The following is a 26,404-nucleotide window of genomic DNA, read 5'->3' as shown; positions in this document are numbered from 1 at the left end:
GGCGTGCTCCTTCCCGGCTGTCGGCCCACGGGGACGTCGTGTGCGCGCCCTTTCGAAGGCTACGACGGGGGTCTGACATTCCAGGCGGCGATGACCGGCCGTCCGTGCTCCGTGCCGAGCCGGCACAGGGTTCCGGTCGCGAGCTGGAACAGGGCGCCCTTCGACGGCGGCAGCCCGAGCCAGCGCGCGGTGAGCACCCGGAGGAAGTGGCCGTGCGCCACCACCACGACCACGCCCTCGGTGTTGGCGAGGGCCGCGTCCACCTTGGCCAGGGCGCGGTCGGCGCGCCGGCCCACCTCCTCGGGGCTCTCCCCGGGGTGGTCCGGCGGTCCGGGCGCGACCCCGTCGGTGAACAGGAACCAGCCGGGCCGGGTGCGCTGGATCTCGACGGTGGTGATGCCCTCGTAGGCGCCGTAGTTCCACTCGCGCAGATCGACGTCGATGCGTACGTCCGTCAGCCCGATCAGCTCGGCGGTCTCCCGCGCGCGCTGCATGGGGCTGACGAACGCGGCGCCGACCCGGTGCGAACGGATCAGCGGGACCAGGCCGCGCGCCTCCTCCCGCCCCTTCGCGGTGAGCGGGACATCGGTCGAGCTGGTGTGCCGCCCCGACCGGGACCATTCGGTCTCTCCGTGCCGTACGAGGAAAAGATCGCCCATAGCTCACAGGCTATGGGCCCATCGCTCCAGCGTCGCGAAATCGTTCTCCCGCAGGCCCCTGCGCGGGTCCACCTTGAGGAGGAGCGCGGGCCCGTCGTGGTGCGCCTCCACATGCCGTACGTCCAGGTCGGTGACGAGGTCGTCGACCCAGACGAAGGGGCGGCCCGCGGCCCAGGCCACGATCTGGCGGGTCTTCCAGTAGAGGCCGTCCGGGTCCTCGGCGAACAGGTCGGTGAACTCGATCACCGGCAGATCGGAGGGCATCCCGATCACCGGCGCGATCATCTCGTTGGCGTGGTGCATCCAGGTGGTGGCCCAGGCCGGTTCGTACGGCAGTGCGAGTATGCGGTCGCCGTGCCCCGGGTGCAGACGGACCCGCAGCCCGCGCCGCAGCCGCCGGGAGCCCGGCTGCTGCCGGGCCGACCAGTTCGGCGGCCACATCCGGCGGGTGACATAGCCGCGGTGGCGCAGGAACCGGGCGCCGTAGGGGTTGAGGGGGCCGTCGACGTCGAGGAGCAGCAGGGGGCGTTCGGTCATGCGGAGGAGTTACCCAGGGCGGTGCGGAGACAGCCGCTACTGGCGGTACCCGCCCAGGAAGCGTCCGATCCGGCCGATCGCGGCCTCCAGGTCGTCGGCGTACGGCAGGGTGAGGATGCGGAAGTGGTCGGGGGTCGGCCAGTTGAAGCCGGTGCCCTGGACCACCTGGATCTTCTCGCGGAGCAGGAGGTCCAGGACGAACTTCTCGTCGTCGTGGATCTTGTGCACCTTGGGGTCGAGCCGGGGGAACGCGTACAGCGCGCCTTTCGGCTTCACGCACGAGACCCCCGGGATCTCGTTCAGCTTCTCCCACACCACGTTGCGCTGTTCGTGCAGCCGCCCGCCCGGCACGGTCAGGTCGCGGATGGACTGGCGGCCGCCCAGCGCGGCCTGGATGGCGTACTGCGCGGGCGCGTTGGGGCACAGCCGCATGGAGGCCAGCATCGTCAGGCCCTCCAGGTAGTTCTTCGCGTGCTGCTTGGGGCCGGTGACCACCAGCCAGCCCGAGCGGAAGCCGGCCACGCGGTACGTCTTCGACAGGCCGCAGAAGGTGAGGACGACCAGGTCGGGGGCGAGCGCGGCGGCCGAGTGGTGCACGGCGTCGTCGTAGAGGATCTGGTCGTAGATCTCGTCGGCGAAGACCATCAGGCCGTGGCGGCGGGCGAGGTCGAGGATGCCCTCGACGATCTCCTTGGGGTAGACGGCGCCGGTCGGGTTGTTCGGGTTGATGATGACGACGGCCTTGGTGCGGTCGGTGATCTTCGCCGCCATGTCGTCCAGGTCCGGGTACCAGTCGGCCTGTTCGTCGCAGAGGTAGTGCACCGCCTTGCCGCCGGACAGGGTCGTCACGGCCGTCCAGAGCGGGAAGTCCGGGGCGGGGATGAGGATTTCGTCGCCGTCCTCCAGCAGTGCCTGTACGGCCATGGAGACCAGCTCGGAGACGCCGTTGCCCAGGAACACGTCGTCCACGTCGACGTCGAGACCCAGGGTCTGGTAGCGCTGGGCGACCGCGCGGCGGGCCGAGAGGATGCCGCGGGAGTCCGTGTAGCCGTGTGCCTGGGGGAGCATCCGGATCATGTCCTGGATGATCTCCTCGGGCGCCTCGAAGCCGAAGAGCGCGGGGTTGCCGGTGTTCAGGCGCAGGACGCTGTGGCCCGCCTCCTCCAGTGCGTTGGCGTGCTCGATCACCGGACCGCGGATCTCGTAACAGACCTCGCTGAGCTTGCTCGACTGCCGGAACTCCATTGCGCCCTCGCCCCATCGGCTTCGTGTGTTGCTTGGTTTTACCAAGTGTGAGCTTGGAAAGTCCAACAACATGTCTAGACTGCGTCGCATGTCACCTCGCCGAAGCTACGACCAGTACTGTTCCGCGGCCCGGGCCCTCGACCTCGTCGGCGACCGCTGGACCCTGCTGATCGTCCGCGAACTCCTCGCAGGCCCGCGCCGCTACACGGACCTGCACGCCGATCTGCCGGGTGTCAGCACGGACGTACTCGCCTCGCGGCTCAAGGACATGGAACGGGACGGGCTCACGACGCGTCGGCGGCTGCCGCCTCCGGGAGCGGTCTACGTCTACGAACTCACCGGCCGGGGGCGGGAGTTGCTGCCGGTCCTCCAGGCCCTCGGGGCGTGGGGCGCGCCCGAGCTGGGGGAGCGGCGGCCCACCGACGCGGTGCGCGCGCACTGGTTCGCGCTGCCGCTGCTGCGGTCGCTGGACGGCGAGGGCCTGGTCGAAGTCCGGCTGGAGGAAGGGGAGTTCCATGTGTACGCGGGGATGGAGGAGGGTGGGCCCGTCTATGGCGAGGGGGTCGCGCCCCGGGAGCCCGACGCCCGGCTCGTGGTCGATGCCGACACCTGTACGGCCCTCGCGCAGGGGGAGTTGAGCCTTCCCGACGCGGTGCGTGCCGGGCGGGTCGAGGTGACCGGCGACGGCACGCTCGCGAAGGCGCTCCGGGAGGCGTGACATCGGGCCCGGGACGACAGAAGGCCCGCCGGAAGCGGGCCTTCTGATGAACCGTCACATACCGGGGGGCGGCACCCGCCTGGGGCGTCCGGACCCCCGCGTCAGCGCATAGCCGCCGATCCCGGCGAGCGCGGCCAGGACGCCGCCCACGCCCGTCCACACCCAGCGGTCGGACCACCAGCCGGAGGACCAGCCGCCGTCGGGCTCGATGCTCGAAAGGGCCGCCGAGGTCGACGACGAACTGCCGTCGTCGGACGCCGACTTGGCCGCGATCCCCGGCGTCAGCGGCTGCGCGAGCGAACCGTCCACCGCCGCCGAACCGCCGATGTCCTTGGAGTCCACCCGCACCTCGGTGCTCACCGGCTTGCCCAGGTCCGAGGACGCGAGGTCCACGACGGTGAGCCGCACGTAGTACGTGCCCGGCAGCGGGTCATTGGCCCATGTCTCCGACCAGGCACGGACGGTGCGCAGCGTGCACGCCAGGTCCAGGGAGGTGGCGTCCTGCGCGGCGGTACGCGTCGCGGCACCGTACTGGCAGGCCTGGCGGCGCCGCAGCCCGTCGTAGACGTCGAGCTGCCAGGTCTCGCCGGCGTGGGTGTCCGGCAGCTTCACCGTCGCCTTGACGGTGGGGCGTTGGCCGGCGTCCGCGGCGAACGACCAGTACAGGTAGTCGCCCGCGGAGCCGCTCGCGGTGGCCTGCCGGCCCTGGTCCACCTCCGTCGCCGTACGGAAGGAGGTGCCCGCCTGGGTGGGGGCCGCACTGTCGTCGGAGGGGCTCGCGGAGGGGGAGGAGTCCGCCGCCGCGGGCGTCGCCGCCAGTCCCGCCAGCAGCAGGGCCGTGCTCACCACACGTGTGATCCGCATCAGTTGGTCCTCCAGACGGCGAGACGCCAGCGGGACAGCCAGCCCCACAGCAGACCCGCGACGAAGCCGGTCAGCACGAGTGCGCCGAGCAGCCACCAGCCGCGGCCGAGGCCGAAGGAGGCCACGTCGCTCGCCTTGTCGGGGCCGTCCACGACGTCCACGGTGAGTTCGAGGGGCAGGCCGGGGGTGGTCTTCACGCCGGAGGCCGCCGAGAAGGAGTTGGTGATCTGGAGGCACACCGTCTCCGCCGGGGCGTTGTCGTCGTCGCTCTCCGCCTTCGGATAGCGAAGACCCGTGGAGATGACGTCCGTCCGGCCGTTGCCCGTGGCCTCGCCGCGCACTATCTCGCGGCCGTGCACGGTGACCGCGCGCATCAACACCCCGTAGTCCGGGTTGACTTCACGGTCGGCGCCCACGCTCACCGAGGCACGCAGCTCCTGGCCGGGGTTCACGTCCACGCGGTAGAAGCGCTGCTTGCCGAACTCCTCGCGGTCCGTGTACAGACCGGACTTGAGGGTCGGGGCGGCGGAGCACTGGGCGGTGCCCTCGGTGGCGACCGGGGTCACCACCGGGTCGGCGGCGCGGTCCACCAACTGGCCCACGCGGTCGGAGAGTTCCTCCTTGTGCTGCACGGAGGTGTACGTGCCGCCGGTCGCGTCCGCGATGCAGCTGAGCTGGTCCCGGGTCTTGGCGTCCGGCACCAGACCCAGCGTGTCGATGGTCAGGCCGATGCCCTTGGCCGCGATCTCGCGGGCCACCTCGCACGGGTCCAGCGGCTGGCAGGTGTCCTCGCCGTCGCTGATCAGGACGATACGGCGGGTGCCGTCGCCGCCGTTCAGATCGTCCGCCGCCTTCAGCAGCGCCGGGCCGATCGGGGTCCAGCCGGTGGGCGTGAGGGTGGCGACCGCGGTCTTGGCCTCGGTGCGGTTCAGGGTGCCCACCGGATACAGCTGCGCGGTGTCCTTGCAGCCCGTCTTCCGGTCGTTGCCGTGGTAGTTGGCTCCCAGCGTGCGGATGCCGAGCTGCACTTCCTCGGGTGTCGCGTCGAGCACCTCGTTGAACGCCTGCTTCGCCGCTGCCATCCGTGAGCCGCCGTCGATGTCCCTGGCGCTCATGGACCCGCTGACGTCCAGCAGGAGTTCGACCTTCGGGGAGGCCGCGGAGTCCGTCTCGTCGGCGACCGCTCCGGCAGGGAAGGCGACCCCGGCCGTGAGGGTGGCGAGCAGGGCACAGATCCCCGCCGCCAGCCGTTGTCTTGTGATCATCGCCGGATCCTATTGATCAGATGGACCGGGCTCCAAAACGAGCGGGTTGGGCAGCCCCGTCCACTGGTCCCCCGGCAGCTCGGGCGACAGCCGCATCAACGTCAACGCCTTCGTCGGCAAAGGCTGTTCGAGCAGCGTCCGCAGATCCGGGGTGCGCGGCAGATCCGGTACGACGGCCGTCAGCGCCGCCCTGAGCGCCGTACCGGAACCCGCCGTGCCCGCGAGCGCTCCCGCGACCAGGGAGCCGAACAGCTTGCGGCGCAGGGTGAGTTCGTCGTCGGTGACGATGCGTCCGCTCAGTGCGGGGACCGGAATCCCCTGCCCGGCAAGGCGCTTGGGGCTGACCCGGATGTCCGCGAGATCGCGGTAGACCAGGCGCAGGGGGGCACCCGTGCGGGACAGCACCACCAGCAGGTTCTGACCGTGCGCCTCAAGGGCCACACCGGACTCCAGCAGCCGCAGACAGACGACGAGGGCGAGACGGGTGAACTCGGCCAGCCAGACGGGCGAGCGGGGCAGACCGGTGGTCGCGAGGGCGGCCACCGGCAGGACCCGCTCGCCCGCCTCCGTGTCCGCGTACGTCTGCGGCGACTCACGCAACACCGCCGCCAGATCGGGGGAGTTGGCGGTGGCCGCGCCCAGCGTGCGGGTGACGTGCAACAGGCCGTCCGAGCGCGCCGCCAGTGTCTCCCCGAACGCCGACAACGTCGCCGACAGCCCGATCGAGTAGACCGAGATGTCCCGCACCGAGGAGGTCAGCCGGGCGCTCAGCGCGGTCTTCACATGCGGCCCGTCCGGCAGGGCCAGGGTCCGCAGGGACATCAGCGGATGCGCGTCGAGCGGCGCGTCCCCCGTCCGCTTCAGCACATGCGCCGCCTGCCACGGATGCACCGGGATCAACAGCCGCCCCCCGTCCCGCAGTCCGTCCGGCCACACCCCCGTCACCAGCGACTCCTCCGCCCCCACCGGCACCGCCCCGAGCGTCACCACGGGCCGGTGCTCGGGGCCGTAGGCCAACTGCTCCGCCACCGAGAACCCCGGCCGGGAACGGCAGTTGGGATGGAAGGGATGCCCGTCGACGATCCGCTGCTCCCACTCCCAGTCGTGCGCCGGCCACTCCTCCACGGGAGCCGGCTGGTTGGCCCGCGACAGCGCCAACGAGGCGACGCTGTGCCCGAGCTCGGCCGCGAAGGCGGACCCGTGCGGCACCGCGAGGTCCGTCATCAGGCGCGCCGGATCGTCGTAGGCGAGGTCGTCGAGGTGGACGACGGTGACGTAGGAGCTCGTCGCGTACGGGTCCGGGTGCGGGCCGCGCAGCCGGCGGCCGTCGGCGAGCCGGAGGACGGGGCCCGGGGTCCTGGCGGCGATCCACGGCAGCGGCTCGAAGGCCAGCGCCCGCCACAGGCGGGTGAGGACCGCGGCACGGGCGCCGGGGAGTTCGGCCGCGTACCGTTGCAGGAGGTCGGGCCGGACGGCGGCGAGTTCCTCGGCGACCTCGGTCTCGGGAAGCGGGGGACGGTCCACGGTCGACTCCTCGGGTGCGGACGGGACGTCGTGATCGGTGACGACGGGAGGCGGGGCGGGGAGAGGAAGGGCGGCGAGCGGCGGGGTCGCGGGACTCGGTGCGACGAGAGACATACTGATCGCGATCGCTGGACACGGACTGAGGGAACGAATGGATCGCGTCGACTTCACACCTCCGGGCGACGAGACGGCGGAGCGCGCCGACGCGTACGCGACCGCCCCCCTCCTCAACTGTCTGCTCCGGGAGGTGGCCGAGCCGGTCCCGGACCCGGGCGAACGCCACGTGTACCGGCTGCCGGGAACCGGCCGGCTGCTCCGGGTGCGCGGCGCGCGGCGGCCCGCCGACCCCGAGGTGTACACGGGCGGCGCCTGGCACCACCTCGGCCACACCGAACTCGTGAAACTCGTCGCCGACGAACTGCGCCGCCACACCGGCGTGTCCAACCACGAACTGCCCGCCGAGATGACCGACAGCCGCGACACGGTCGCCGCGCTGCTGCGTGCGCGCGAGGGTGCGACGGCGCCCGACGACCCGTATCTCCGCTCCGAACAGTCCTTGATCACCGGCCATCCCTACCATCCCGCGCCCAAGGCCCGCGGCGGCGGCCCCGTCGCGGGCTGGCTGCCCTACGCCCCGGAGGCGTACGCCCGGTTCCCGCTGGTGCTGCTCGGGCTGCGCGAGGACGCGGTCGTGGAGGAGGGGGACGTCTCGGCGCTGGACGCGCTCGGGGAGGCCCCGGCCGGGTACCGGCTGCTGCCCGCGCACCCGTGGCAGCTGGACCTCGTGGGCGCGGGCCTCGCGGACGCCTTCGCGGACGGCCGGCTGATCCGGCTCGGCACCACGGCGACCGAGGTCTGGCCGACGGCGGCGATCCGTACGGTGTACCGCCCCGGGACCGCGGACCGCGGGGAGGATCTGTTCCTGAAGTTCAGCCTCGACGTGCGCATCACCAATGACGTACGGCGGTTGTGGCGGCACGACCTGCTGAAACTCCGGCGCACCGACGCGGCCGTCCGGGACGCCTTCGCCGCGATGGGCGGGCCCGGGGCCTGGCTGAGCGACCGCGGTTACCGCACCGCCGACTTCGCCTTCGAGGAACTCGCCGTCCTGGTCCGCGACGGACTGCACGACCACCTCCTGCCCGGCACGACTCCCCTGCTGTCCGCGGGGCTGGTGGAGGGGTTCGAGGGCAGCCCGCTCGACCGTACGGGTGACCCCGCGGCCTGGTGGGAGGCGTATCTGCGGCAGGTCGTACCGCCCGCGCTGACCGCCTTCGCGGACCACGGCGTCGTACTCGAGGCGCATGTGCAGAACACGCTGGTCGCCGTCGACGCGGACGGGATGCCCGTGCAGGCGCTGTACCGGGACGCGGAGGGCGTGAAGCTGCTGACGGACGTGGAGCGCGGGGCGGGGTGGGAGCGGCTGGTGTACTGCCTGGTCGTCAACCACCTCGCCGAGGTCGCCGGGGTCCTCGCCGAGCGTCATCCGGGGCTGGACCCCTGGCCCGCCGTGCGGGCCGAGCTGGCCCGTCACGACCTGCCCGAGGTCGCCGCGCTGCTTGCCTCGCCGACACTGCCGGGCAAGACCAATCTGCTGCTGCGGTGGACCGGGGCGGACGGAGCGGACGCGCGGTATCTGCCGTTGCCGAGCCCGCTGGCGGGGTGAGGGGGCGGGCCGGCGAGGAACCGGTCCGGGTGAAGGGTGGGGCGCACGGGAACCGTTCCCGACCCGGTGACGTCATGAGCGGAGCACCTAGACTGATGGCCGGTATGGGGGAGCCTCGCGGCTGGATACCGCCACGCTGAGGAAGCGGGATGGGGGAGCCATGAAACCGCTCGAAGCGGGTGATCCCGCGTCCGTCGGGGACGGCAGGTACCGGCTGGTCGGACGGCTGGGCCGGGGCGGGATGGGGGTCGTCTACTTCGGCCGGTCGCGGTCGGGGCGGGCGGTGGCCGTCAAGGTCGTACGGCCCGAACTGAGCACCGAGCCGGGCTTCCGGCGCCGGTTCGCCGACGAGGTGGCCGCGGCCCGGCGCGTCGGCGGCTTCCACACCGCGCCGGTCGTGGACGCGGACCCGGAGGGCGACCCGGCGTGGCTGGTGACGGCGTACGTACCCGGGCCGACCCTTCAGGCCGTCCTGGAGCGGGTCGGCCCGCTCCCCGCGGACACGCTCACCGTGCTGGCCGCCGGTCTCGCCGAGGCGCTGGCCGCCATCCACCAGGCCGGGGTCATCCACCGCGACCTGAAACCCGCGAACATCATCGTCGCGGAGGACGGCCCCCGGGTCATCGACTTCGGCATCGCGCGGGCCCTCGACGGTACGGCCCTCACCCAGACCGGGTTCCAGATCGGCACCCTCGGCTTCCTCGCGCCGGAGCAGCTGACCGGGGGCACGCTCACCCCGGCGGTCGACATGTTCGCCCTGGGGGTCGTGCTGGGCCAGGCGGCGGGCCGGGCTCCCTTCGGGGACGGGGGGTCGGCGGCGTGGCCGTACCGGGTCGTCCACGAGCAGCCCGAACTCGCGGGCGTTCCCGGCCAGTTGCGGGACCTGGTCGCGGCCTGCCTGGCCAAGGACCCGCGTGAGCGCCCCACCCCGACCGAGTTCCTCGACCGGCTGACGGTCGAGCATCCGACGGATGTGTGGCTTCCGGCCGAGGCGACCGCGCTGGTGCGGAGCCAGGAGGCGGGGGCGTACGGCGTGGGGGTGGATCGGGGGCCGGGGGCGCAGGCGGCGCCGACCGATCCGCGTACGGGAACGGGGGGTCCGCCGGGGGCCGGGGAGTGGGCGCCCGAGGCGCCGGTGATCGCGGAGGCGCCCACGGCTGCGCCGGCGTTCGACGAGCGGCCACCCGAGGTCTCCCGTCCCCGGACGGTCCAGTCGTCGCCCGACCCCGGCTTCGGCCCTCGTCCCGGGTACAGCCCCGGCCCGGGCTTCGGCCCCGCGCCGGTGTTCCCGCCCACCCCCGCGCCCGGCGCGCCCGGTGGTGCGGGAACGGTGCCGGTGGGTGGCGGGCCGACGGCCGGTGCCGACGGGGGACCGGGCCGCCGCAGGGCAGCGGTCGTGGCGACGGCGTTGGTCATGGCCGTCGCGGCGGGGGTGCTGGTGTGGCATCCCTGGACCGGTTCGGGATCGGGTTCCGGTTCCGGTGGCGACAAGGGTGCTGCCGGAGGAAGCGCGTCCTCGTCGCCGCGGGCGACCGCCGCCGCGTTCCCCGATGCCCCGCTGCTCGTGCGGATGGACACGGACCCCGGGTCGTCGACGTGTCACAGCGTGATCGGCCGCCGTGACTCCACCAGGGACGACCCGAAACAGCTGATCGCCGGGACGTGCGACGCGCTGCCGCAGTGGTCGCCCGATCACAGGACGTTCGCCTTCACGCGCACCACGGGGCAGGAGTCGGCGGTCTGGACGGCCAACGCGGACGGTACGGACGTCCGCCGCGTCGCCGCGATCGAGGGCGGCCGGGTGTCCTGGTCCCCGGACGGCAAACGGCTGGCCGTGCTGCGCCGGCAGGACGGTGTGCAGCAGCTGTTCGCCGTCACCGTCGCGGACGGTTCCGCGCAGCAACTCACCACCGGTACCGCGAAGGTGGAGGACCCGGCCTGGTCCCCCGACGGCAAGCACATCGCCATCTGCCTTCAGAAGACGTCGGGATGGCAGATCCATGTCGTCGACCCGTCCCGCCCGGGCGCGGAACCCCAGCAGATCACCCACCAGTCCCGGCGCGCCCTCGACCCCGTCTGGTCCCCGGACGGAAAGTACTTCGCCTACACCGCCGGCGCACCGAACGTGGGCACCGGCGGCGACATCCACATCGTCAGGACGGACGGCACCGGCGACCGCACGCTGGTGCAGACCGCCGCCCAGGAGATGGACCCGGTCTGGTCGCCCGACGGCAAGTGGGTGGCCTTCGTCCGGGGCCCCTTCGACCAGCCCGCCGTCTGGGCCGTCCGCGCCGACGGCACGGGCGCCCGAAGGCTCACCACAGGCAGCACCCCGGAGGGCCACCCCTCCTGGCGCTGACCTGCCTCTATGCTCGTTGCATGCCCGACACGCTGAGAGAGGTCACCGCGACCCGCTACATCGAACCCCTGCGGTCCGGCGGGTCCGTGCCCGGCGTGGTCGAGGCCGATGACCTCGGGACGTACGTCGTGAAGTTCACCGGGTCCGCGCAGGGGCGCAAGGCGCTGGTCGCCGAGGTGGTCGTCGGGGAGCTGGCCCGCGCTCTCGGGCTGCGGTTTCCCGAGCTGGTGCTGGTGCACTTCGATCCGGCGATCGCGGACGAGGAGCCGCATCAGGAGGTGCGGGATCTGCACAGCGCGAGCGCGGGGCTGAACCTCGGGATGGACTTCCTGCCGGGGGCCCGGGACTTCACACCGGAGCTCGCCGCCCGGTGCACGGTCGATCCGCTGGAGGCGGGGAAGATCGTGTGGCTCGACGCGTTGACCGTCAACGTCGACCGTACGGTGCACAGTTCGAACCTGATGATCTGGCCGACGCTCGGCATCGCACCCCCGCGCCTGTGGCTCATCGACCACGGAGCCGCCCTCGTCTTCCACCACCGCTGGGACGGCGCCGACCCGGCGAAGTCCTACGACTTCCGTCATCACGCACTGGGTCACTACGGGCCCGACACCCGTGCCGCCGATGCCGAGTTGGCGCCCAAGGTGACCGAGGAGCTGCTGCGCCGGATCGTGGCCGAGGTGCCGGACGCCTGGCTGGCCGGCGAACCGGGCTTCGCGACACCCGACGCCGTACGGGAGGCGTACGTCGCCTACCTCCACGCGCGGGTGCGGGCCTCCGCGGCCTGGCTCCCCACCGACTTCCCCAGCCGGGAGGAACGCGCCGCCGAAGAGGCCCAGCGGGCGGCGAAGACACAGCAGGGCCGCCCGAGTTGGCTCAAGCGGGTCCCCGACCTGCACGGCAGACCGGCGGCGGAACAGGATTGGTCGGTACACCTCGGATGACCCAACGCGTTCAGATCGAGTACTGCACCCAGTGCCGCTGGCTGCCCCGCGCGGCCTGGCTGGCGCAGGAGCTGTTGACCACCTTCGAGGGCGAGTTGACGGAACTCTCGCTGAAGCCCGGCACCGGCGGTGTCTTCGTCGTCCGCGTCAACGACGACGTGGTGTGGGACCGGCGTGAGCAGGGCTTCCCCGAACCCACGGCCGTGAAGAGGCTCGTACGCGACCGAGTGGCCCCGGGAAAGTCCCTGGGCCACTCGGACACGTGAGCCGATCCCGCACGTGAGCGGTTCCTGACGCCTGTCGAGGGTCAGCCCCGCAGCTGCTCGTAGGCGGGCAGGGTCAGGAAGTCCGCGTAGTCGTCGTCCAGCGCGACTTCCAGGAGCAGGTCGTGGGCCTGCTGCCAGTGGCCCGCGGCGAAGGCGTCCGCGCCGATCTCGGCGCGGATGTTCTCCAGTTCCTCGGCGGCGACCTTCCGCGCCAGCTCGGGAGTCGCCTTCTCGCCGTTCTCGAACTCGACGCCCGCGTTGATCCACTGCCAGATCTGCGAGCGCGAGATCTCGGCGGTGGCCGCGTCCTCCATCAGGTTGAAGATGGCGACCGCGCCGAGCCCGCGCAGCCACGCCTCGATGTAACGGATGCCCACCTGCACGGCGTTGACGAGTCCGGGGTACGTCGGCTTCGCGTGCAGCGAGTCCACGGCGATCAGGTCGGCCGCCTTGACGTCGACGTCCTCGCGGAGCCGGTCCTTCTGGTTCGGCCGGTCGCCGAGCACCGCGTCGAAGGAGGCCATGGCGATCGGCACCAGGTCCGGGTGGGCCACCCAGGAGCCGTCGAAACCGTCCCCGGCCTCACGGTCCTTGTCCGCCTTGACCTTCTCGAACGCGACCTTGTTGACCTCCTCGTCACGGCGGGACGGGATGAACGCCGCCATGCCGCCGATCGCGTGCGCCCCGCGCTTGTGGCAGGTGCGGACGAGGAGTTCGGTGTACGCCCGCATGAACGGGGCCGTCATCGTCACCGCGTTGCGGTCCGGGAGGACGAACCTGGGCCCGCCGTCACGGAAGTTCTTCACGATGGAGAACAGGTAGTCCCAGCGGCCCGCGTTCAACCCCGAGGCGTGGTCGCGGAGTTCGTAGAGGATCTCCTCCATCTCGTACGCGGCCGTGATCGTCTCGATCAGCACGGTGGCGCGGACGGTGCCCTGCGGGACGCCGACGTAGTCCTGCGCGAAGACGAACACGTCGTTCCACAGGCGGGCTTCGAGGTGCGACTCGGTCTTCGGGAGGTAGAAGTAGGGGCCCTTGCCGAGGTCGATCAGCCGCTGCGCGTTGTGGAAGAAGTACAGCCCGAAGTCCACGAAGGCGCCCGGGACCTGCTCGCCGTCCACCAGGAGGTGCCGCTCGTCGAGGTGCCAGCCGCGCGGGCGCATGACGACGGTGGCGAGTTCGTCCTCGGCCTTCAGGGCGTACGACTTGCCGGAGTTGGGGTCCGTGAAGTCGATCGCGCGGGTGTAGGCGTCGATCAGGTTCAGCTGACCGGTGACGACGTTCTCCCACGTCGGCGCGGAGGCGTCCTCGAAGTCCGCGAGCCAGATCTTCGCCCCGGAGTTGAGGGCGTTGATCGTCATCTTGCGGTCGGTGGGGCCGGTGATCTCGACCCGCCGGTCGTTCAGGGCGGCGGGGGAGGGGGCCACCTTCCAGGAGTCGTCGGCGCGGATCGCGGCGGTCTCCGGGAGGAAGTCGAGGGTGGAGGTGCGGGCGATCTCCGCGCGGCGCTCGGCCCGGCGGGCGAGGAGTCCGGCCCGGCGGGGGGTGAACCGGCGGTGCAGCTCGGCCACGAAGGCGAGGGCCTCGTCAGTGAGGACCTCCTCCTGCCGGGGGAGGGGTTCGGCGTCGACGACGACCGGCGAGGACGGCGCTGGTGCGGACATGAACTGTCACTTCCTTCAGCGTGCGTGGCACCGGGTGCCAGGTGACCCGGGTAGGGCTGGGAGCACCCGAGGGGCCGTCGGGCGCTTCTGAACAGTGGATACTAGTTTCCTCATTGTGGAAGTTCAATGGTTTGTTGATGTCGAGATTCTCCGGATCGAGCCAAGGTGGCGCTCGGTGCCACCCCGCTCACTCAAGGTGGACGAGATCCGCCTCAGTGTCGATGTCGTACGGCCGCGCCGCATCCCCGCACTCGACCAGCGCGACCGCGTCCGCGTGCGCCCTGAGATATGCCCGCGCGCCCCGGTCCCCGGTCGCGCTCTCGGCGATCCCGGCCCAGTGTGCGGCCCCGAACAACACCGGATGACCGCGTACCCCGTCGTAGGCGGCCGAGACGAGGGAGCCCTCGTCCGTGAATCCGGCCAGCACCCGCGCCACCGCCTCCGCGCCGATCCCGGGCTGGTCGACGAGCGACACGAGCGCCGCCCGCGCCCCGGAACTCGAGAGCGACTCGAGCCCCGCTCGCAGCGAGGACCCCATCCCCCGCTCCCACTCCGGGTTCTCCACGACCACGCACCCGGCCAGATCCGCCCGCTCCCGTACGGCGTCGGCGTCCGCCCCCAGGACCACGTGGACGCGGGTCAGGCCGGCCGTGCGCAGGACCCCGACCGCGTGCTCCACAAGGGGCCGCCCCCGGTGTCGTAGCAGCGCCTTGGGCCGTCCGCCGAGGCGCCGGCCGCCCCCTGCCGCGAGGAGCAGCCCGGCGACCTGGTCTTCGTTTCGCGTCATACGTCCTGCATACCTGACGGGACGGCGACGGCAGGGAATCCTCCTACTTAATTTCGGTCCGTGGAGTGGCGCACCCCGCACCGGGTGGCGTTTACTGACCCGCGTCCCTCGGCGCCCGACCAGTGGTGCGGGTACGCGGACGGGACCACAAAGTTCTTGCGCACGACGTCGTGCGAGGGGGGAGAGCTGTGTTGCGGAGCTTGGGGCAGAGGTCAGTGACCGGCAGCGACGAGGACCCGAGGGTGGCGGAACTGCGGACCGCGGTGTCCCGGTTGCGCCGCGAACTCGCCGCGCATCCGGCCGAGTTCCCCGACCGGGTCATCGCCGAGGACGAACTCGCGGCGCTGGCCGCGATGACCATCGACGGCACCCCCGAAATCCCGCGCCTGCGCCGCTCGTTACTCCTGATCGCCGGTGCGATCGGCTCCGTGAGCGCTCTCGCACGGGGGCTGACGGACGTACGCAACGCGGTGGAGCTGTTCGGTCAACCTCCGGGCGGGCGGGGCTAGTTCACAGCCCACGGCGCGCCGGGAACGGTCCCCGGTAGCCCGCGTGCGTGCCGCTCCGGTGCTCGAACTCCCCGCAGAGCCAGGTCTCCTGGACGAACTCGGTGTGCTGGTCCCAGAGCGCGAAGATACCGGTCGGACCGTGCTTGCCGTCGACCCGGCGGTAGCGGTCCTTGGCGTCGCGGAAGCAGGCGAGCCCCGCCATCAGCCCGTTGCCGAGCGGGCTGTAGTCGGACCAGGCGCACGCGACACAGGCCCGCATCCTTGTCCCTGCGGGGAGTTGACGCTGGACCTCGTCCAACGCGTTCTCGAAGGTGTCCGCCCCCTCCGCGTTCGTGTACGCGTGCCCGTCCAGGCGCAGGGTGGTGGTCAGCGTCTCCGCGTCCAGGCCCTTGCCCGGTCCGGCCGGCGCCCCGAGCCGCAGCGCGCAGTCCAGTACGGCCGTCCGTACGCCCTCTCCCTCGACCGCGACGGACAGCGGCACCTCCCACTCCATCAGGCAGGAGGACAGCGCCCCGTCGAAGAAGGTGAACGGGGCGTCCGGGGGGTCGCCGCCGAGCGCGCCCAGGCCGTCCATGGAGTCGCCCTCGAAGCGGACGCCCCGGATCGTCGTACGGATCGACTCCCGGCCGTCCGTCTCGAAGACGACGGCCTCGGTGCCGTGCCGGTCGGTGTACCGGCCCGGCCAGAACCGGTCGGCGCTCACGCGGGGTTCTGGCTGGCCAGTGCCTCCGACAGTTCGCCGGCCACCTGCTGGAGCACCGGCACGATCTTGTCGGTCGCCGACTCGGTGACCCGGCCCGCCGGACCCGAGATCGAAATCGCGGCCGCGGTGGGGGAGTCGGGGACGGAGACGGCGAGGCAGCGGACGCCGATCTCCTGTTCGTTGTCGTCGATCGCGTACCCGAGGCGGCGTACGTCCGCGAGGGCCGCGAGGAAACCGTCCGGGGTGGTGATCGTCTTCTCGGTCGCGGCGGGCATGCCGGTCCGGGAGAGCAGCGCGCGCACCTCGTTGTCCGGAGTGTTCGCGAGGAGTGCCTTGCCGACGCCGGTGGAGTGCGGCAGGACACGGCGGCCGACCTCGGTGAACATGCGCATCGAGTGCTTGGACGGCACCTGCGCGACGTACACGATCTCGTCGCCGTCGAGCAGCGCCATGTTCGCCGTCTCGCCGGTCTCCTCGACCAGCCGGGCGAGGTAGGGGCGGGCCCAGGTGCCGAGCAGACGGGACGCGGACTCGCCGAGGCGGATCAGACGCGGGCCGAGCGCGTACCGCCGGTTCGCCTGCTGGCGGACGTAACCGCAGGCCACGAGCGTGCGCATGAGGCGGTGGATGGTGGGCAGCGGGAGGCCGCTGCTCGCGGAGAGCTCGCTCAGGCCGACCTCGCCACCCGCGTCGGCCATCCGCTCCAGCAGGTCGAAGGCGCGCTCCAGGGACTGGACGCCGCCCGTGGCGGACTTGGTGGAGTCGGTGCTGCTCACGCTGGACGGCGGCACGGCGCGTTCCTTTCGGCACGGGCGGGAAGGGCTGAAGCCTACCCGGGGGTCGGTTGACTCCCCGCCTGTGCGTAGCTACGTTCTGCTTGCCGGAAGTGTAATTCCGCTTTGTGGAAACGTCCAGAGTGTGCGCGTGCGGCGCATCGTGGAGAAGTGTGCCCTTGACGGTACGGGGGCGGGAGTGAAGACTCCTTCAACAGAACGTTGAATTCCGTTACGTGGAAGTAAATCCCGTTTCCCGGAAGTAACGACGGCGGCAGAGAGAGGGGTCCGGGTGTCCGACGCTGAACTGGTGGTGCGCTCCACACGTGTCATCACCCCCGAGGGGACACGCGCGGCGACGGTCGCGGTCGCCGGGGGAAAGATCACGGCCGTCCTCCCGTACGACGCCGAAGTCCCGTCCGGAGCACGGTTCGAGGACTTCGGCGACGACGTGCTGCTGCCCGGCCTGGTCGACACCCATGTGCATGTGAACGATCCGGGCCGCACCCACTGGGAAGGCTTCTGGACCGCCACGCGCGCGGCGGCGGCCGGCGGCATCACCACCCTGATCGACATGCCGCTCAACTCGCTCCCGCCGACCACGACGGTCGACAACCTCCGTACGAAGCAGCGGGTCGCCGCGGAGAAGGCCCATATCGACGTCGGCTTCTGGGGCGGCGCCCTGCCCGACAACGTCAAGGACCTGCGCCCGCTGCACGACGCGGGCGTCTTCGGCTTCAAGGCGTTCCTGTCCCCGTCCGGCGTGGACGAGTTCCCGCACCTGGACCAGGACCAGCTCGCCCTGTCCCTGGCCGAGACAGCCGGATTCGACGGCCTGCTCATCGTCCACGCCGAGGACCCGCACCACCTGGAAGCGGCCCCGCAGCACGGCGGCCCCAAGTACGCCGACTTCCTCGCCAGCCGCCCGCGCGACGCCGAGGACACGGCCATCGCCGGGCTCATCGCGCAGGCCAGGCGGCTCGACGCGCGCGTGCACGTCCTGCACCTGTCCTCGTCGGACGCGCTCCCGCTCATCGCCGCCGCGAAGGCCGAGGGCGTCCGCGTCACGGTGGAGACGTGCCCCCACTACCTGACCCTCACCGCCGAGGAAGTCCCGGACGGGGCAAGCGAGTTCAAGTGCTGCCCGCCCATCCGCGAGTCCGCCAACCAGGACCTCCTGTGGCAGGCGCTGGCCGACGGCACCATCGACTGCGTGGTGACGGACCACTCACCCTCGACGGCCGACCTGAAGACCGACGACTTCGCGACCGCGTGGGGCGGCATCTCCGGCCTCCAGCTGAGCCTGGCCGCCGTGTGGACGGAGGCCCGCAAGCGCGGCCACGACCTCACGGACGTCGTCCGCTGGATGTCCTCAGGGACCGCGCAGCTGGCGGGACTTGACCAGAAGGGCGCCATCGAGGCGGGCCGTGACGCCGACTTCGCGGTCCTCGCCCCCGACGAGACGTTCACCGTCGACCCGGCGGCCCTCCAGCACCGCAACCGCGTCACGGCGTACGCCGGGAAGACCCTCAGCGGGGTCGTCAGGTCGACCTGGCTGCGCGGCGAACGCATCGTGCTGGACGGCGAGTTCACCGAGCCGAGGGGCCGACTCCTGGTCCGCAAGCCGTGATCCGGTCCTCCGCCCCCACCCGTGGCGGCCCGCTTCCGAAAGGCGGACCGGCGGTCACGGCGATGGCGGCGGCACTTCCGGCAGGGGCGCCGAGGCGACCCGGCCGCGCCGCGAACACGCCCTGCCGGAGGGCGAGTTCACCCGACCGAAGGACCGACTCCTGACCCGTACCCCCTGAACCGACCTCCGCACCCGCAGCGGCCCACTCCCGAAAGGCAGACACAGCAGTGACGGCGATTCCCAGTTTCACCGGCGACGCGAACCCCTACGGAGGCGGTGACCCGTACGCGGACTACCGCACGGCCGACTTCCCCTTCACCCAGTACGCCAACCTCGCCGACCGGCAGCTCGGCGCCGGTGTCATCGCCGCCAACGACGAGTTCTTCGCCGAGCGCGAGAACCTCCTCGTGCCCGGGCCCGCCGAGTTCGACCCCGAGCACTTCGGACACAAGGGCAAGATCATGGACGGCTGGGAGACCCGCCGCCGCCGCGGCGCCTCGGCCGAGCACCCCTGGCCGACGCCGGAGGACCACGACTGGGCACTGGTCCGCCTCGGCGCACCCGGCGTCATCCGGGGCATCATCGTCGACACGGCCCACTTCCGCGGCAACTACCCGCAGGCGGTCTCCGTCGAGGGCACCTCGCTCCCGGGCTCCCCGTCGCCCGAGGACCTCCTCGCCGACGACGTGAAGTGGACCTCCCTGGTCCCGCGCACACCGGTCGGCGGCCACGCGGCGAACGGCTTCGCCATCGCCGCCGAACAGCGCTTCACCCACCTCCGCGTCAACCAGCACCCCGACGGCGGCATCGCCCGCCTCCGGGTCCACGGCGAGGTCGTCCCCGACCCCGCCTGGCTCGCCGCGCTGGGCACGTTCGACGTCGTGGCGCTGGAGAACGGCGGCAGCGCCGAGGACGCGTCCAACCTCTTCTACTCGCCCGCGAGCAACACCATCCAGCCCGGCCGCTCCCGCAAGATGGACGACGGCTGGGAGACCCGCCGCCGCCGCGACCAGGGCAACGACTGGATCCGCTACCGCCTCGCCGCGCAGTCCCGGATCCGCGCGATCGAGATCGACACGGCGTACCTGAAGGGCAACAGCGCCGGCTGGGCCTCGGTGTCGGTACGGGACGGCGAGAGCGGCGAGTGGACCGAGATCCTTGCGCGCACCCGCCTCCAGCCCGACACCAACCACCGCTTCGTCCTCCCGGCCCCCGCGACCGGGACGCACGCGCGCGTGGACATCTATCCCGACGGCGGGATCTCGCGGCTGCGGCTGTTCGGCTCGCTGACCGAGCAGGGGGCGACGACGCTGGCGGCCAGGCACCAGGAACTGGGCGGCTGACGCGGACCCCTGGAACGCCGGGCAGGCATCGTCAGCCTGTCCGGCGCCTTGGCGACGCGGGCCGCCACACCCCACCCGCACCCGGAACCGAGACGCCCACCCGCTACGTTCTCCTCTCGTGACCCTTCAGCAAGAAATCGTCGGCAACGCCATGCAGATGGCGGTCGTCAACCTGACCCCCGGCCAGACCGTGTACTGCGAGGCCGGAAAGTTCCTCTTCAAGACGACGAACGTGACCATGGAGACCCGCCTCAGCGGCCCGTCGAGCGGCGGCCAGCAGCAAGGCGGCGGCAGCGGCGGCATGGGCGGGATGCTCCGGCAGGCCATGGGCACGGCCATGCAGGTCGGCCAGCGCGTCCTCGCCGGTGAGTCGATGGCGTTCCAGTACTTCACCTCCCAGGGCGGCGAGGGCACCGTCGGGTTCGCGGGCGTGCTCCCCGGCGAGATGCGCGCCCTGGAACTGGACGGCACGCGCGCGTGGTTCGCGGAGAAGGACGCCTTCGTGGCCGCCGAGTCTACCGTCCAGTTCGGCATCGCCTTCCAGGGCGGCCGCACCGGCATGAGCGGCGGCGAGGGCTTCGTCCTGGAGAAGTTCACCGGCCACGGCACAGTGATCATCGCCGGAGCGGGCAACTTCATCGACCTGAACCCGGCCGACTTCGGCGGCCGCATCGAGGTCGACACCGGCTGCCTCGTCGCCTTCGAGGAGGGCATCCAGTACGGCGTCCAGCGCATCGGCGGCCTCAACCGCCAGGGCCTGATGAACGCCGTCTTCGGCGGCGAGGGCCTCTCCCTCGCCACCCTGGAGGGCAACGGCCGGGTCATCCTCCAGTCCCTCACCATCGAGAGCCTCGCGAACGCCCTGAAGAAGGCCCAGGGCGGCGACAAGCAGGGCCCGACCGGCGGCATGTTCTCGACCCACGCGGGATGAGCCGCCGTAGCGGAGACCGATGAGTTGCGGGGGGCCACGGGGTCTGAGCCGATGACACCACCGGCCCTCGCACCAGGAAGCAGGCACCCGCCATGGGCAAGCTCGTCTCCACCCTCTTCGTCACCCTCGACGGCGTCTACCAGGGCCCCGGCGGCCCCGAGGAGGACACCCGCGGCGGCTTCGCGCACGGCGGCTGGAGCTTCGTCTACGGCGACGACGACTTCGGCCGCTTCGTGGTCGAGGTCTTCGGCCGCTCCGGCGCCTATCTGCTCGGCCGCCGCACCTACGACATCTTCGCCGGGTACTGGCCGAACATGACCGACCCCGCCGACCCGATCGCCGCCAAGCTGAACGCGCTGCCGAAGTACGTCGCCTCGTCGACCCTCACCGACCCCTCCTGGGCCGGCACGACCGTCCTCGGCGGGGACCTCGCCAAGGAGGTCACCGACCTGAAGGAGCGCACCGAGGGCGAACTCCAGGTGCATGGCAGCGGCGCGCTCGTGAGGTCCCTCCTGGCGCTCGGCCTCGTCGACACGCTCCACCTGGTGACCTTCCCCGTGGTGCTCGGCAGCGGCCTGCGGCTGTTCCCCGAGGGCACCGAACCCATGGCCTTCCGGCACACCGGCGGACGCGTCACCGGCGCCGGCGTCTCCATCCAGTCGTACGACCTGGCGGGCCGCCCGAACTACGGCTCGTACGCGGACGACGCCGCGAAGAACGCCTAGTCGGCACGGGTCCGCGCCGGTACGGTGATCGCTCCGAGTGGGAGCCGCCGCTGTCTCCGCACCGCCGTTGGAGACCGGGAGAGCCGCCCGCATGTCCTCGATCGCCGTACCGGGCGCCCTCGCGCCCCGCCGCACCTGGCAGACCGACCTGCCCGTCCTGCTGGTCGCCGTCGTCTGGGGCGCCAGCTATCTCGCCGCCAAGGACATCACCACCGCCCGCACGGTCCTCGCCGTCCTGGTGCTGCGCTTCGCCCTCGTCCTGCCCGTCCTCACGGCCGTCGGCCACCGCTCGCTGCGCGCCCTGAGCGCCGCCCAGTGGCGCGGCGCGGCCCTCCTCGGGCTGATCCTCGCCGGAATCTTCCTCCTGGAGACCTACGGCGTCGTCCACACCTCGGCGACCAACGCGGGCCTGATCATCAGCCTCACCATGATCTTCACCCCGCTCGCCGAGGCCGCCGTGACCCGCACCAGGCCCTCACGGGGCTTCCTCGGCGCGGCGGCCCTCTCCGTGCTCGGCGTGCTGCTGCTGACCCAGGGCGCCGGTTTCACCCGCCCCTCCCTCGGTGACCTCCTCATGCTGCTCGCGGCCCTCGCCCGCACCCTGCACGTCCTCGCCATGTCCCGGACCAAGGCGGTGCGCGGCGCCGACGCGCTGCCCCTGACCACCGTCCAACTCGGCACCGCCGTCACGGTGTTCGCGCTCCTGTCGACCGGCGCCGACACCACCCCGTGGGAGACGGCCGCCGGCTTCGGGGTCCGCGCGTGGGCCGGGCTGCTGTTCCTGTCCGTGTGCTGCACCCTGTTCGCCTTCTTCGTGCAGATGTGGGCCGTCCGCCGGACCTCGCCCTCCCGCGTCAGCCTGCTGCTCGGCACCGAGCCCCTGTGGGCCGCCGCGGCCGGTATCGCCCTCGGCGGGGAACGACTCGGCGCGCTCGGGCTGGCGGGCGGCGTGCTCGTCCTGGTGGGGACCGCGTGGGGGCGCGGGGCCGCACGGTGACTCCCGGAGCGCTGGGGGCCGTCGCCCGGTGAGCGGCACCTGACGGTACCGGCGGACGGTTCCGTCAGGTGCCGCTCAGAGGTGCTACTTCGTGGCGAGGAACAGGTACTCGGCGCTGTACGGGACGCGGGCGGTGGGCCGTGTGGCCGGGTCGCAGGTACCGGCCGGTGCGACACCGCCGGCGGTGTTGAGCCGTAGGACCGAGGTGGTCCTGGACAGCAGTCCCCCGCTCTTGCCGGTCTGCTCGGCGCGGAGCAGGAGCTGGGGGATGTTGCCCTTGCCGTTGTCGAACTTGTTGACGACGGTGCCGGTCACCGAGGAGCCGTCGGGAGCGATCCACTGCGGCGGCCCTGCCGGGCCGTGCTTTGCGAAGCTGTGCTGGATGCCGCCCTGGAGAGTGGCGTCGACGTTGTCCTGGGTGAAGGCGTAGGAACCGTCGTCCTGCCGGGTGCAGGCGTAGATCTGGGCGCCCTTGACGACACCGGCCAGCGACGAGTGCCGGATGGCGTCGGGCAGCGAGACGGCGCCCGGCAGTGCGACGGCCTGGCCGCGGACCGCGCCGCCCGGGAACTCGGCGGTGTGCAGGTTGAAGTAGAACCGGTCGGGATGCGCCTCGATGTTCCGCAGCAGGCCGGCGTCCTCGACCCGCACGGTGCCGAACACGAACGGCGTGCCGCCCTTGGGCTTCTCCATGAAGAACGGGATCTTCACGTCACCGTTGGTGCCCCGCGCCCCCTGGTGGAGATGGGCCATGGTCGGGGTGCCGATGCCCGTCCACGCGAACGCGAAGGACACCTCGTCGCCCTGGATGCGCATGAGGGCCACCGCGCTGCCGTCCTTGTCGCCCACCGCAGGCTTGCCCTTGACGGGCACCTCGTTGTCACCGGTGAGGATCGTGGTGAAGTACCGCGCCCCCGGCGCGTTCTCGGCGTAGCGGCCGACGGCACCCGCCGCCCGCGTCGCTCCCGCCGCCGGATGCGACACCGTGGTGTCGGCCGCTCCGTCCACGCCGTTGCAGGCGGTCAGGAGCAGGGTGCCGGTGATCGCGGTCGCGGCGATGGTCCCGAATCGCTTGAACTTCATGTGTCTCGTTCTCCCCGTGATGGCCGATCCGCGGCTGCCCCGCGGTCGTTCTCCCTCCATCACGGGGCCCCCGGGGTGATCCCTCAGCCGATGACAGTCCTGAGACACGCCTGAGAAGGGACGGCATCACTGAGGACACGACCTGGACATGGGGACCCGCTCCGGCCGCGCCGTCAGCGTCAGGGGACGCGGGGTGCCCGGCCCGGGGAACGCGGACGGCACCCGCTCCAGGACACCGCCCGCGAAGACGTCGTACAGGGGCAGGGACTCCAGGTGGACATAGCCGATGTGACAGTCGCAGACGGCCAGCGGACACGCGCGCGGGCGCAGCGCCGCCCGGTAGGAGCCGTCGTACAGGTTCCCCAGCTCGTCGCGGACGAAGTGGCAGCGGCGGACCGTACCGGTGCCGTCGACCGAGATCACGGACTCGCCGGTGCGGCACGGAAGTCCGGCGCTGCGGTGCGGGTGCCTGCTGTACGGGAAGAGCGGGTCGAGCGCGGTCCAGTCGTCGGCCTCCGCGTCCCCGTAGGTGTGCCCCTCGGCCGCGTTGATCCAGAGGTACACGTGCGGGGGCAGATCGTCGCGGAGCCGGCGGGCCGCCGCCAGATGGACGGGCAGGCCCACCACGCCGACGCTGAAGCGCACCCCGCGGTCGGCCAGGTCACGGCACTTGGCGAGGAAACGGTCGTACGGGGTCTGGCCCGGGTGGTACGTGCACCACAGGGCGAGCGTGTCGAGGTCGGCCTCGGCGAGCCAGCCCGTCCGACAGCTCAGATTGGTCTGGATCGCGACCCGGCGCACATGCGGCAGCCGGGACAGCTCGGCGAGGGTGCGCCGGTACCAGGAGCGGACCAGTCCCTCGCCCCACGGCGTGAACAGCAGCGACAGCTCGTCCCCGCTGTCCGCCGCCCAGCGCGCGAAACGCTCCAACGCCTCCCGGTCCGCGCGGAGTTGGGCGGTCGAGTCGCGCCGCTTGGCGAACGGGCAGTAGGGACAGTCGTAGTCGCAGGACGCGAGCGGTCCCCGGTACAGGACGGTGAGATCCATGACGGTCCGTCACTTCCGTTCGTAGGCGGCCATGGCGGACCGCACCTCGGGAGAGAACAGCTCAGGACCCACCGCGTCGGAGTGCGCCAGGCCCTCCGGGGACAGCACCAGCCGCTCGCCCGCCGTACCGGTCAGCCAGCCGCGCCCGGCCAGCCGGTCCAGCTCCGCCCCGAAGTCGTCGTCGGGTGAACTCCCGAAGCGGGCACGGTAGTCGGCGACGGACAGCCCCTCGGCCTGGAGCAGGGACTGGAGGAGATGACGCCGCCGCGCCTCGGGTCCGTCCACGCGGTAGCCGACCTCCGCGCGCGTGAAGTCGGCCGTCGTGACGTAGTCGTCGATGATGCCCCGGATCTCGTGCATGCCGACCGCGTAGTCGAAGGAGTAGTGCAGCGCCGACGTGTACGAGCGGGCCCCGCAGCCGAGCCCGATCATGCCGTCGGTCTGGCACGCGTAGTCGTCGGCGCCCTGCGGCGGGGCGTCGGCCCGGCGGAACATCCGCATCGACTGCTGGACATAGCCCCGCGCCAGGAGGTGGTCGCGTCCCGCCCGGTACAGCCGCAGCCGCTGCTCGTCCCACGCCGGGTCGGCCCCGCCGTCCCCCTGATGCCGGCCGAGACCGGTCAGCGGGCGGACATAGAGCGGGTACAGGTACAGCTCCTCGGGCCGCCACGCCAGGGCCGCGTCCAGCGAGTCGCGCCAGGTCCGCTCGGTCTGGCCGTCGATGCCGTAGATGAGGTCGATGTTGAGCACCGGGATGGCGGTGTCCCGGATCCGGCCGAGCGCCGCCTCCACGTCGGCACGGCGCTGCGGGCGTACGGCGGCCCTGGCCTCGGAGTCGACGAAACTCTGGACGCCCAGGCTGAGGCGGGTCGCGCCGCGGTCCGCGAGGACGGTGAGCCGGTCCGCGGTGGCCGTGGCCGGCGAGGCCTCCACGGAGAGCGGAACCGCGCGCAGGTCGGCGCCCATGCGCCGCTCGGCGATGTCGCACAGGCGCTCCAGCTCGGCCGCGGTGAGGAAGGTCGGGGTGCCGCCGCCGAACGCCGCGGTCGCGAACCGCACCGGCTCCGCGTCACCGAGCGCCGCCCGGACGGCGTCCGCCTGCCGCTCCAGGGCGTCCAGATAGGCGCCGGTCAGACCGTCCGGGGCGCCGATGCGGGTGAAGAGGTTGCAGAACCCGCACCGGACCTCGCAGAACGGTATGTGCATGTACAGCGAGAGGGCGCTGCGGTCCTCCGCCGCCCACAACTCCCGCAGCGCGGGCCGGTCTTGGAGGCGCCGGTAGGCCGTCTTGTGCGGATAGGCGTACACGTAGTGCTGGTAGGGACTGGTCTGCTGCGCGGTGGTCATCGGACGGCCTCGGCGGGGTCGAGGAAGAAGTGGGCGTACGGCACGGTCCACACGGACTCGTGGCCCAGGCGGTGGCCGGTGTAGCCGTCGTCGCCGTAGGCGGTGCCGTGGTCGGAGCAGACGATGACGAAGCACGGACGCCGGGAGCTCGCGGCGGCGAACAGCCGCCCGATGTGCCGGTCGACGTACTCCAGCGCGGCGGCGTGCGTCTCCCGGGTGTCGCCCGCCTCACGGGTCGCGCCCGGCAGATGGAACCAGTTGGGCTGGTGCAGCGCCGACACGTTCACGAACAGGAACAGGCGCTGCTCGGCGGGGAGCCGGCCCACCACCTCTTCCACCCGGGCGACCTGGTTCTCGAAGGAGTGCGGCGAGGTGACGCCGAACTCCTCCTCCCAGTGCGCCTCTTGGAACAGACCGGGCAGGACGGACCCCAGAGGACCGCGCCGGTTGAAGAAGCCCACGCCCCCGACGCAGACCGTCCGGTAGCCGGCCGCCGCCAGTCCGGACACCAGGTCGGGGGTGTCGTAGACGAAGGTGCCCTCGGCGGTCGTCTCGCTGCCCGCGAAGCTCGCCGCGAACAGCCGTGGATGCGGGCCTGGTTCGGCCGGAGTGGGCAGGAACCCGGCGAAGATCGCCTGGTGCGAGGCGTACGTGAAACTGCCCGGGGCGTGCCTCTCCTCCCAGCGTCCGCCGGGCAGATGGCGGGCCAGGTGCGGGATGCGCCCCTCGGCCGCCAGCTCGGCGGCCACGTCGTGCCGCAGCGTGTCGAGGGTGACCAGCAGGATGTCGTGGTCGCCGACGACCGCGTTCATGTCGGG

The 26,404-nt window shown here is 72.0% G+C and carries 25 protein-coding genes; 11 read left to right on the top strand and 14 right to left on the bottom strand.

Features of this window, described 5'->3' with window-relative positions; all coding sequences use genetic code 11:
• Positions 1-59 precede the first annotated feature (59 nt).
• The 3 genes from ACIRB1_RS04895 to ACIRB1_RS04885 are packed head-to-tail and all read right to left on the bottom strand — an operon-like array spanning position 60 to position 2,441.
• Entirely contained in the window at positions 60-659 is a 600-nt protein-coding gene (locus ACIRB1_RS04895; protein ID WP_352177653.1) for a histidine phosphatase family protein, read from the bottom strand.
• Between the two features lie 3 nt (positions 660-662).
• Positions 663-1,196: an HAD domain-containing protein gene (locus ACIRB1_RS04890; protein WP_403464574.1), complete on the bottom strand. Its 534-nt coding sequence runs from the start codon at positions 1,194-1,196 to the stop codon at positions 663-665.
• A 36-nt stretch (positions 1,197-1,232) separates the two neighbouring features.
• Positions 1,233-2,441, bottom strand: a complete 1,209-nt coding sequence (locus tag ACIRB1_RS04885; protein ID WP_352177651.1) for a pyridoxal phosphate-dependent aminotransferase — start codon at positions 2,439-2,441, stop codon at positions 1,233-1,235.
• Between the two features lie 88 nt (positions 2,442-2,529).
• Here ACIRB1_RS04885 and ACIRB1_RS04880 point away from each other — a divergent pair, with 88 nt between their 5' ends.
• Positions 2,530-3,159, top strand: coding sequence for a winged helix-turn-helix transcriptional regulator (locus ACIRB1_RS04880; RefSeq protein WP_403464573.1), 630 nt, complete (start codon positions 2,530-2,532; stop codon positions 3,157-3,159).
• Between the two features lie 54 nt (positions 3,160-3,213).
• Here ACIRB1_RS04880 and ACIRB1_RS04875 read toward each other — a convergent pair whose 3' ends face one another.
• Genes ACIRB1_RS04875 through ACIRB1_RS04865 form a run of 3 tightly spaced genes read right to left on the bottom strand, consistent with a single transcriptional unit; the run spans position 3,214 to position 6,812 of the window.
• Positions 3,214-4,023 (bottom strand): hypothetical protein, encoded by an 810-nt coding sequence (locus tag ACIRB1_RS04875; protein ID WP_403464571.1) that lies wholly within the window; start codon positions 4,021-4,023, stop codon positions 3,214-3,216.
• Complete coding sequence (locus ACIRB1_RS04870; protein ID WP_403464570.1) at positions 4,023-5,288, bottom strand: VWA domain-containing protein; 1,266 nt, start codon at positions 5,286-5,288, stop codon at positions 4,023-4,025. The genes ACIRB1_RS04875 and ACIRB1_RS04870 overlap by 1 nt, the downstream gene beginning before the upstream one ends.
• 9 nt (positions 5,289-5,297) lie before the next feature.
• Positions 5,298-6,812 carry an IucA/IucC family protein gene (locus ACIRB1_RS04865; protein ID WP_403464904.1) on the bottom strand — a complete coding sequence of 505 codons (1,515 nt, stop codon included), beginning with the start codon at positions 6,810-6,812 and terminating at the stop codon, positions 5,298-5,300.
• 151 nt (positions 6,813-6,963) lie between these two features.
• On the opposite strand from ACIRB1_RS04865, the gene ACIRB1_RS04860 reads away from it, so the two are divergent.
• The 4 genes from ACIRB1_RS04860 (at position 6,964) to ACIRB1_RS04845 (ending at position 12,047) form a co-directional block, all read left to right on the top strand.
• The gene (locus tag ACIRB1_RS04860; protein WP_403464569.1) at positions 6,964-8,478 is read left to right on the top strand and encodes an IucA/IucC family protein; all 1,515 of its coding nucleotides are present in this window, start codon (positions 6,964-6,966) and stop codon (positions 8,476-8,478) included.
• Between the two features lie 160 nt (positions 8,479-8,638).
• A complete protein-coding gene (locus ACIRB1_RS04855; protein WP_403464568.1) occupies positions 8,639-10,837 on the top strand; it encodes a protein kinase in 2,199 nt (732 codons plus the stop codon).
• A gap of 20 nt (positions 10,838-10,857) precedes the next feature.
• The gene (locus ACIRB1_RS04850; protein WP_352177645.1) at positions 10,858-11,781 is read left to right on the top strand and encodes a HipA family kinase; all 924 of its coding nucleotides are present in this window, start codon (positions 10,858-10,860) and stop codon (positions 11,779-11,781) included.
• Positions 11,778-12,047: an Rdx family protein gene (locus ACIRB1_RS04845; protein ID WP_352177644.1), complete on the top strand. Its 270-nt coding sequence runs from the start codon at positions 11,778-11,780 to the stop codon at positions 12,045-12,047. The genes ACIRB1_RS04850 and ACIRB1_RS04845 overlap by 4 nt, the downstream gene beginning before the upstream one ends.
• A gap of 41 nt (positions 12,048-12,088) precedes the next feature.
• On the opposite strand, the gene aceB is transcribed toward ACIRB1_RS04845, so the two are convergent.
• Both aceB and ACIRB1_RS04835 read right to left on the bottom strand, forming a co-directional pair.
• On the bottom strand, positions 12,089-13,711 hold the full coding sequence (aceB, locus tag ACIRB1_RS04840; protein ID WP_352177643.1) for a malate synthase A: 1,623 nt from the start codon (positions 13,709-13,711) through the stop codon (positions 12,089-12,091).
• 187 nt (positions 13,712-13,898) lie between these two features.
• On the bottom strand, positions 13,899-14,498 hold the full coding sequence (locus ACIRB1_RS04835; RefSeq protein ID WP_403464567.1) for an NTP transferase domain-containing protein: 600 nt from the start codon (positions 14,496-14,498) through the stop codon (positions 13,899-13,901).
• Positions 14,499-14,686: 188 nt separating this feature from the next.
• On the opposite strand from ACIRB1_RS04835, the gene ACIRB1_RS04830 reads away from it, so the two are divergent.
• The gene (locus ACIRB1_RS04830) at positions 14,687-15,007 is read left to right on the top strand and encodes a DUF5955 family protein (protein WP_403464566.1); all 321 of its coding nucleotides are present in this window, start codon (positions 14,687-14,689) and stop codon (positions 15,005-15,007) included.
• A 1-nt stretch (position 15,008) separates the two neighbouring features.
• Here the strand turns inward: ACIRB1_RS04830 and ACIRB1_RS04825 are convergent, their stop codons facing one another.
• Positions 15,009-15,710, bottom strand: a complete 702-nt coding sequence (locus tag ACIRB1_RS04825; RefSeq protein ID WP_403464565.1) for a DUF6304 family protein — start codon at positions 15,708-15,710, stop codon at positions 15,009-15,011.
• The gene (locus tag ACIRB1_RS04820) at positions 15,707-16,501 is read right to left on the bottom strand and encodes an IclR family transcriptional regulator (protein WP_352177639.1); all 795 of its coding nucleotides are present in this window, start codon (positions 16,499-16,501) and stop codon (positions 15,707-15,709) included. Before ACIRB1_RS04820 ends, ACIRB1_RS04825 begins: the two co-directional genes overlap by 4 nt.
• Before the next feature lie 274 nt (positions 16,502-16,775).
• Between ACIRB1_RS04820 and allB the strand changes: the two genes are divergently transcribed.
• From allB to ACIRB1_RS04795, 5 genes are all read left to right on the top strand, one after another.
• Positions 16,776-18,113, top strand: coding sequence for an allantoinase AllB (gene allB, locus ACIRB1_RS04815; protein WP_352177638.1), 1,338 nt, complete (start codon positions 16,776-16,778; stop codon positions 18,111-18,113).
• 227 nt (positions 18,114-18,340) lie between these two features.
• A complete protein-coding gene (gene alc / locus ACIRB1_RS04810) occupies positions 18,341-19,456 on the top strand; it encodes an allantoicase (RefSeq protein WP_352177637.1) in 1,116 nt (371 codons plus the stop codon).
• A gap of 118 nt (positions 19,457-19,574) precedes the next feature.
• A complete protein-coding gene (locus tag ACIRB1_RS04805; protein ID WP_352177636.1) occupies positions 19,575-20,387 on the top strand; it encodes an AIM24 family protein in 813 nt (270 codons plus the stop codon).
• Positions 20,388-20,479: 92 nt separating this feature from the next.
• A complete protein-coding gene (locus ACIRB1_RS04800) occupies positions 20,480-21,112 on the top strand; it encodes a dihydrofolate reductase family protein (RefSeq protein ID WP_352177635.1) in 633 nt (210 codons plus the stop codon).
• 91 nt (positions 21,113-21,203) lie between these two features.
• On the top strand, positions 21,204-22,109 hold the full coding sequence (locus ACIRB1_RS04795) for a DMT family transporter (RefSeq protein WP_352177634.1): 906 nt from the start codon (positions 21,204-21,206) through the stop codon (positions 22,107-22,109).
• An 84-nt stretch (positions 22,110-22,193) separates the two neighbouring features.
• On the opposite strand, the gene ACIRB1_RS04790 is transcribed toward ACIRB1_RS04795, so the two are convergent.
• The 4 genes from ACIRB1_RS04790 to ACIRB1_RS04775 form a co-directional block, all read right to left on the bottom strand.
• Entirely contained in the window at positions 22,194-23,192 is a 999-nt protein-coding gene (locus tag ACIRB1_RS04790; protein ID WP_352177633.1) for a CHRD domain-containing protein, read from the bottom strand.
• A gap of 126 nt (positions 23,193-23,318) precedes the next feature.
• A complete protein-coding gene (locus tag ACIRB1_RS04785; RefSeq protein ID WP_403464564.1) occupies positions 23,319-24,239 on the bottom strand; it encodes an STM4011 family radical SAM protein in 921 nt (306 codons plus the stop codon).
• Positions 24,240-24,248: 9 nt separating this feature from the next.
• Positions 24,249-25,586 carry an STM4012 family radical SAM protein gene (locus ACIRB1_RS04780; RefSeq protein WP_403464563.1) on the bottom strand — a complete coding sequence of 446 codons (1,338 nt, stop codon included), beginning with the start codon at positions 25,584-25,586 and terminating at the stop codon, positions 24,249-24,251.
• Positions 25,583-26,398 carry an STM4013/SEN3800 family hydrolase gene (locus ACIRB1_RS04775; protein WP_403464903.1) on the bottom strand — a complete coding sequence of 272 codons (816 nt, stop codon included), beginning with the start codon at positions 26,396-26,398 and terminating at the stop codon, positions 25,583-25,585. The genes ACIRB1_RS04780 and ACIRB1_RS04775 overlap by 4 nt, the downstream gene beginning before the upstream one ends.
• Positions 26,399-26,404 lie beyond the last annotated feature (6 nt).

The sequence above is a fragment of the Streptomyces sp. NPDC096013 genome, from assembly GCF_044763565.1.
Lineage (GTDB): Bacteria > Actinomycetota > Actinomycetes > Streptomycetales > Streptomycetaceae > Streptomyces.
The sequence above is the reverse complement of the archived record's forward strand: the minus strand, read 5'-3'. Positions and strand labels throughout refer to the sequence as shown.

Excerpts from the sequence above, each read along its gene's own strand:
- ACIRB1_RS04895 (WP_352177653.1), bottom strand. The coding sequence starts at position 659 with ATGGGCGATCTTTTCCTCGTACGGCACGGAGAGACCGAATGGTCCCGG.
- ACIRB1_RS04890 (WP_403464574.1), bottom strand. The coding sequence starts at position 1,196 with ATGACCGAACGCCCCCTGCTGCTCCTCGACGTCGACGGCCCCCTCAAC.
- ACIRB1_RS04885 (WP_352177651.1), bottom strand. The coding sequence starts at position 2,441 with ATGGAGTTCCGGCAGTCGAGCAAGCTCAGCGAGGTCTGTTACGAGATC.
- ACIRB1_RS04880 (WP_403464573.1), top strand. The coding sequence starts at position 2,530 with ATGTCACCTCGCCGAAGCTACGACCAGTACTGTTCCGCGGCCCGGGCC.
- ACIRB1_RS04875 (WP_403464571.1), bottom strand. The coding sequence starts at position 4,023 with ATGCGGATCACACGTGTGGTGAGCACGGCCCTGCTGCTGGCGGGACTG.
- ACIRB1_RS04870 (WP_403464570.1), bottom strand. The coding sequence starts at position 5,288 with ATGATCACAAGACAACGGCTGGCGGCGGGGATCTGTGCCCTGCTCGCC.
- ACIRB1_RS04860 (WP_403464569.1), top strand. The coding sequence starts at position 6,964 with ATGGATCGCGTCGACTTCACACCTCCGGGCGACGAGACGGCGGAGCGC.
- ACIRB1_RS04855 (WP_403464568.1), top strand. The coding sequence starts at position 8,639 with ATGAAACCGCTCGAAGCGGGTGATCCCGCGTCCGTCGGGGACGGCAGG.
- ACIRB1_RS04850 (WP_352177645.1), top strand. The coding sequence starts at position 10,858 with ATGCCCGACACGCTGAGAGAGGTCACCGCGACCCGCTACATCGAACCC.
- ACIRB1_RS04845 (WP_352177644.1), top strand. The coding sequence starts at position 11,778 with ATGACCCAACGCGTTCAGATCGAGTACTGCACCCAGTGCCGCTGGCTG.
- aceB (WP_352177643.1), bottom strand. The coding sequence starts at position 13,711 with ATGTCCGCACCAGCGCCGTCCTCGCCGGTCGTCGTCGACGCCGAACCC.
- ACIRB1_RS04835 (WP_403464567.1), bottom strand. The coding sequence starts at position 14,498 with ATGACGCGAAACGAAGACCAGGTCGCCGGGCTGCTCCTCGCGGCAGGG.
- ACIRB1_RS04800 (WP_352177635.1), top strand. The coding sequence starts at position 20,480 with ATGGGCAAGCTCGTCTCCACCCTCTTCGTCACCCTCGACGGCGTCTAC.
- ACIRB1_RS04795 (WP_352177634.1), top strand. The coding sequence starts at position 21,204 with ATGTCCTCGATCGCCGTACCGGGCGCCCTCGCGCCCCGCCGCACCTGG.
- ACIRB1_RS04790 (WP_352177633.1), bottom strand. The coding sequence starts at position 23,192 with ATGAAGTTCAAGCGATTCGGGACCATCGCCGCGACCGCGATCACCGGC.
- ACIRB1_RS04785 (WP_403464564.1), bottom strand. The coding sequence starts at position 24,239 with ATGGATCTCACCGTCCTGTACCGGGGACCGCTCGCGTCCTGCGACTAC.
- ACIRB1_RS04780 (WP_403464563.1), bottom strand. The coding sequence starts at position 25,586 with ATGACCACCGCGCAGCAGACCAGTCCCTACCAGCACTACGTGTACGCC.
- ACIRB1_RS04775 (WP_403464903.1), bottom strand. The coding sequence starts at position 26,398 with ATGAACGCGGTCGTCGGCGACCACGACATCCTGCTGGTCACCCTCGAC.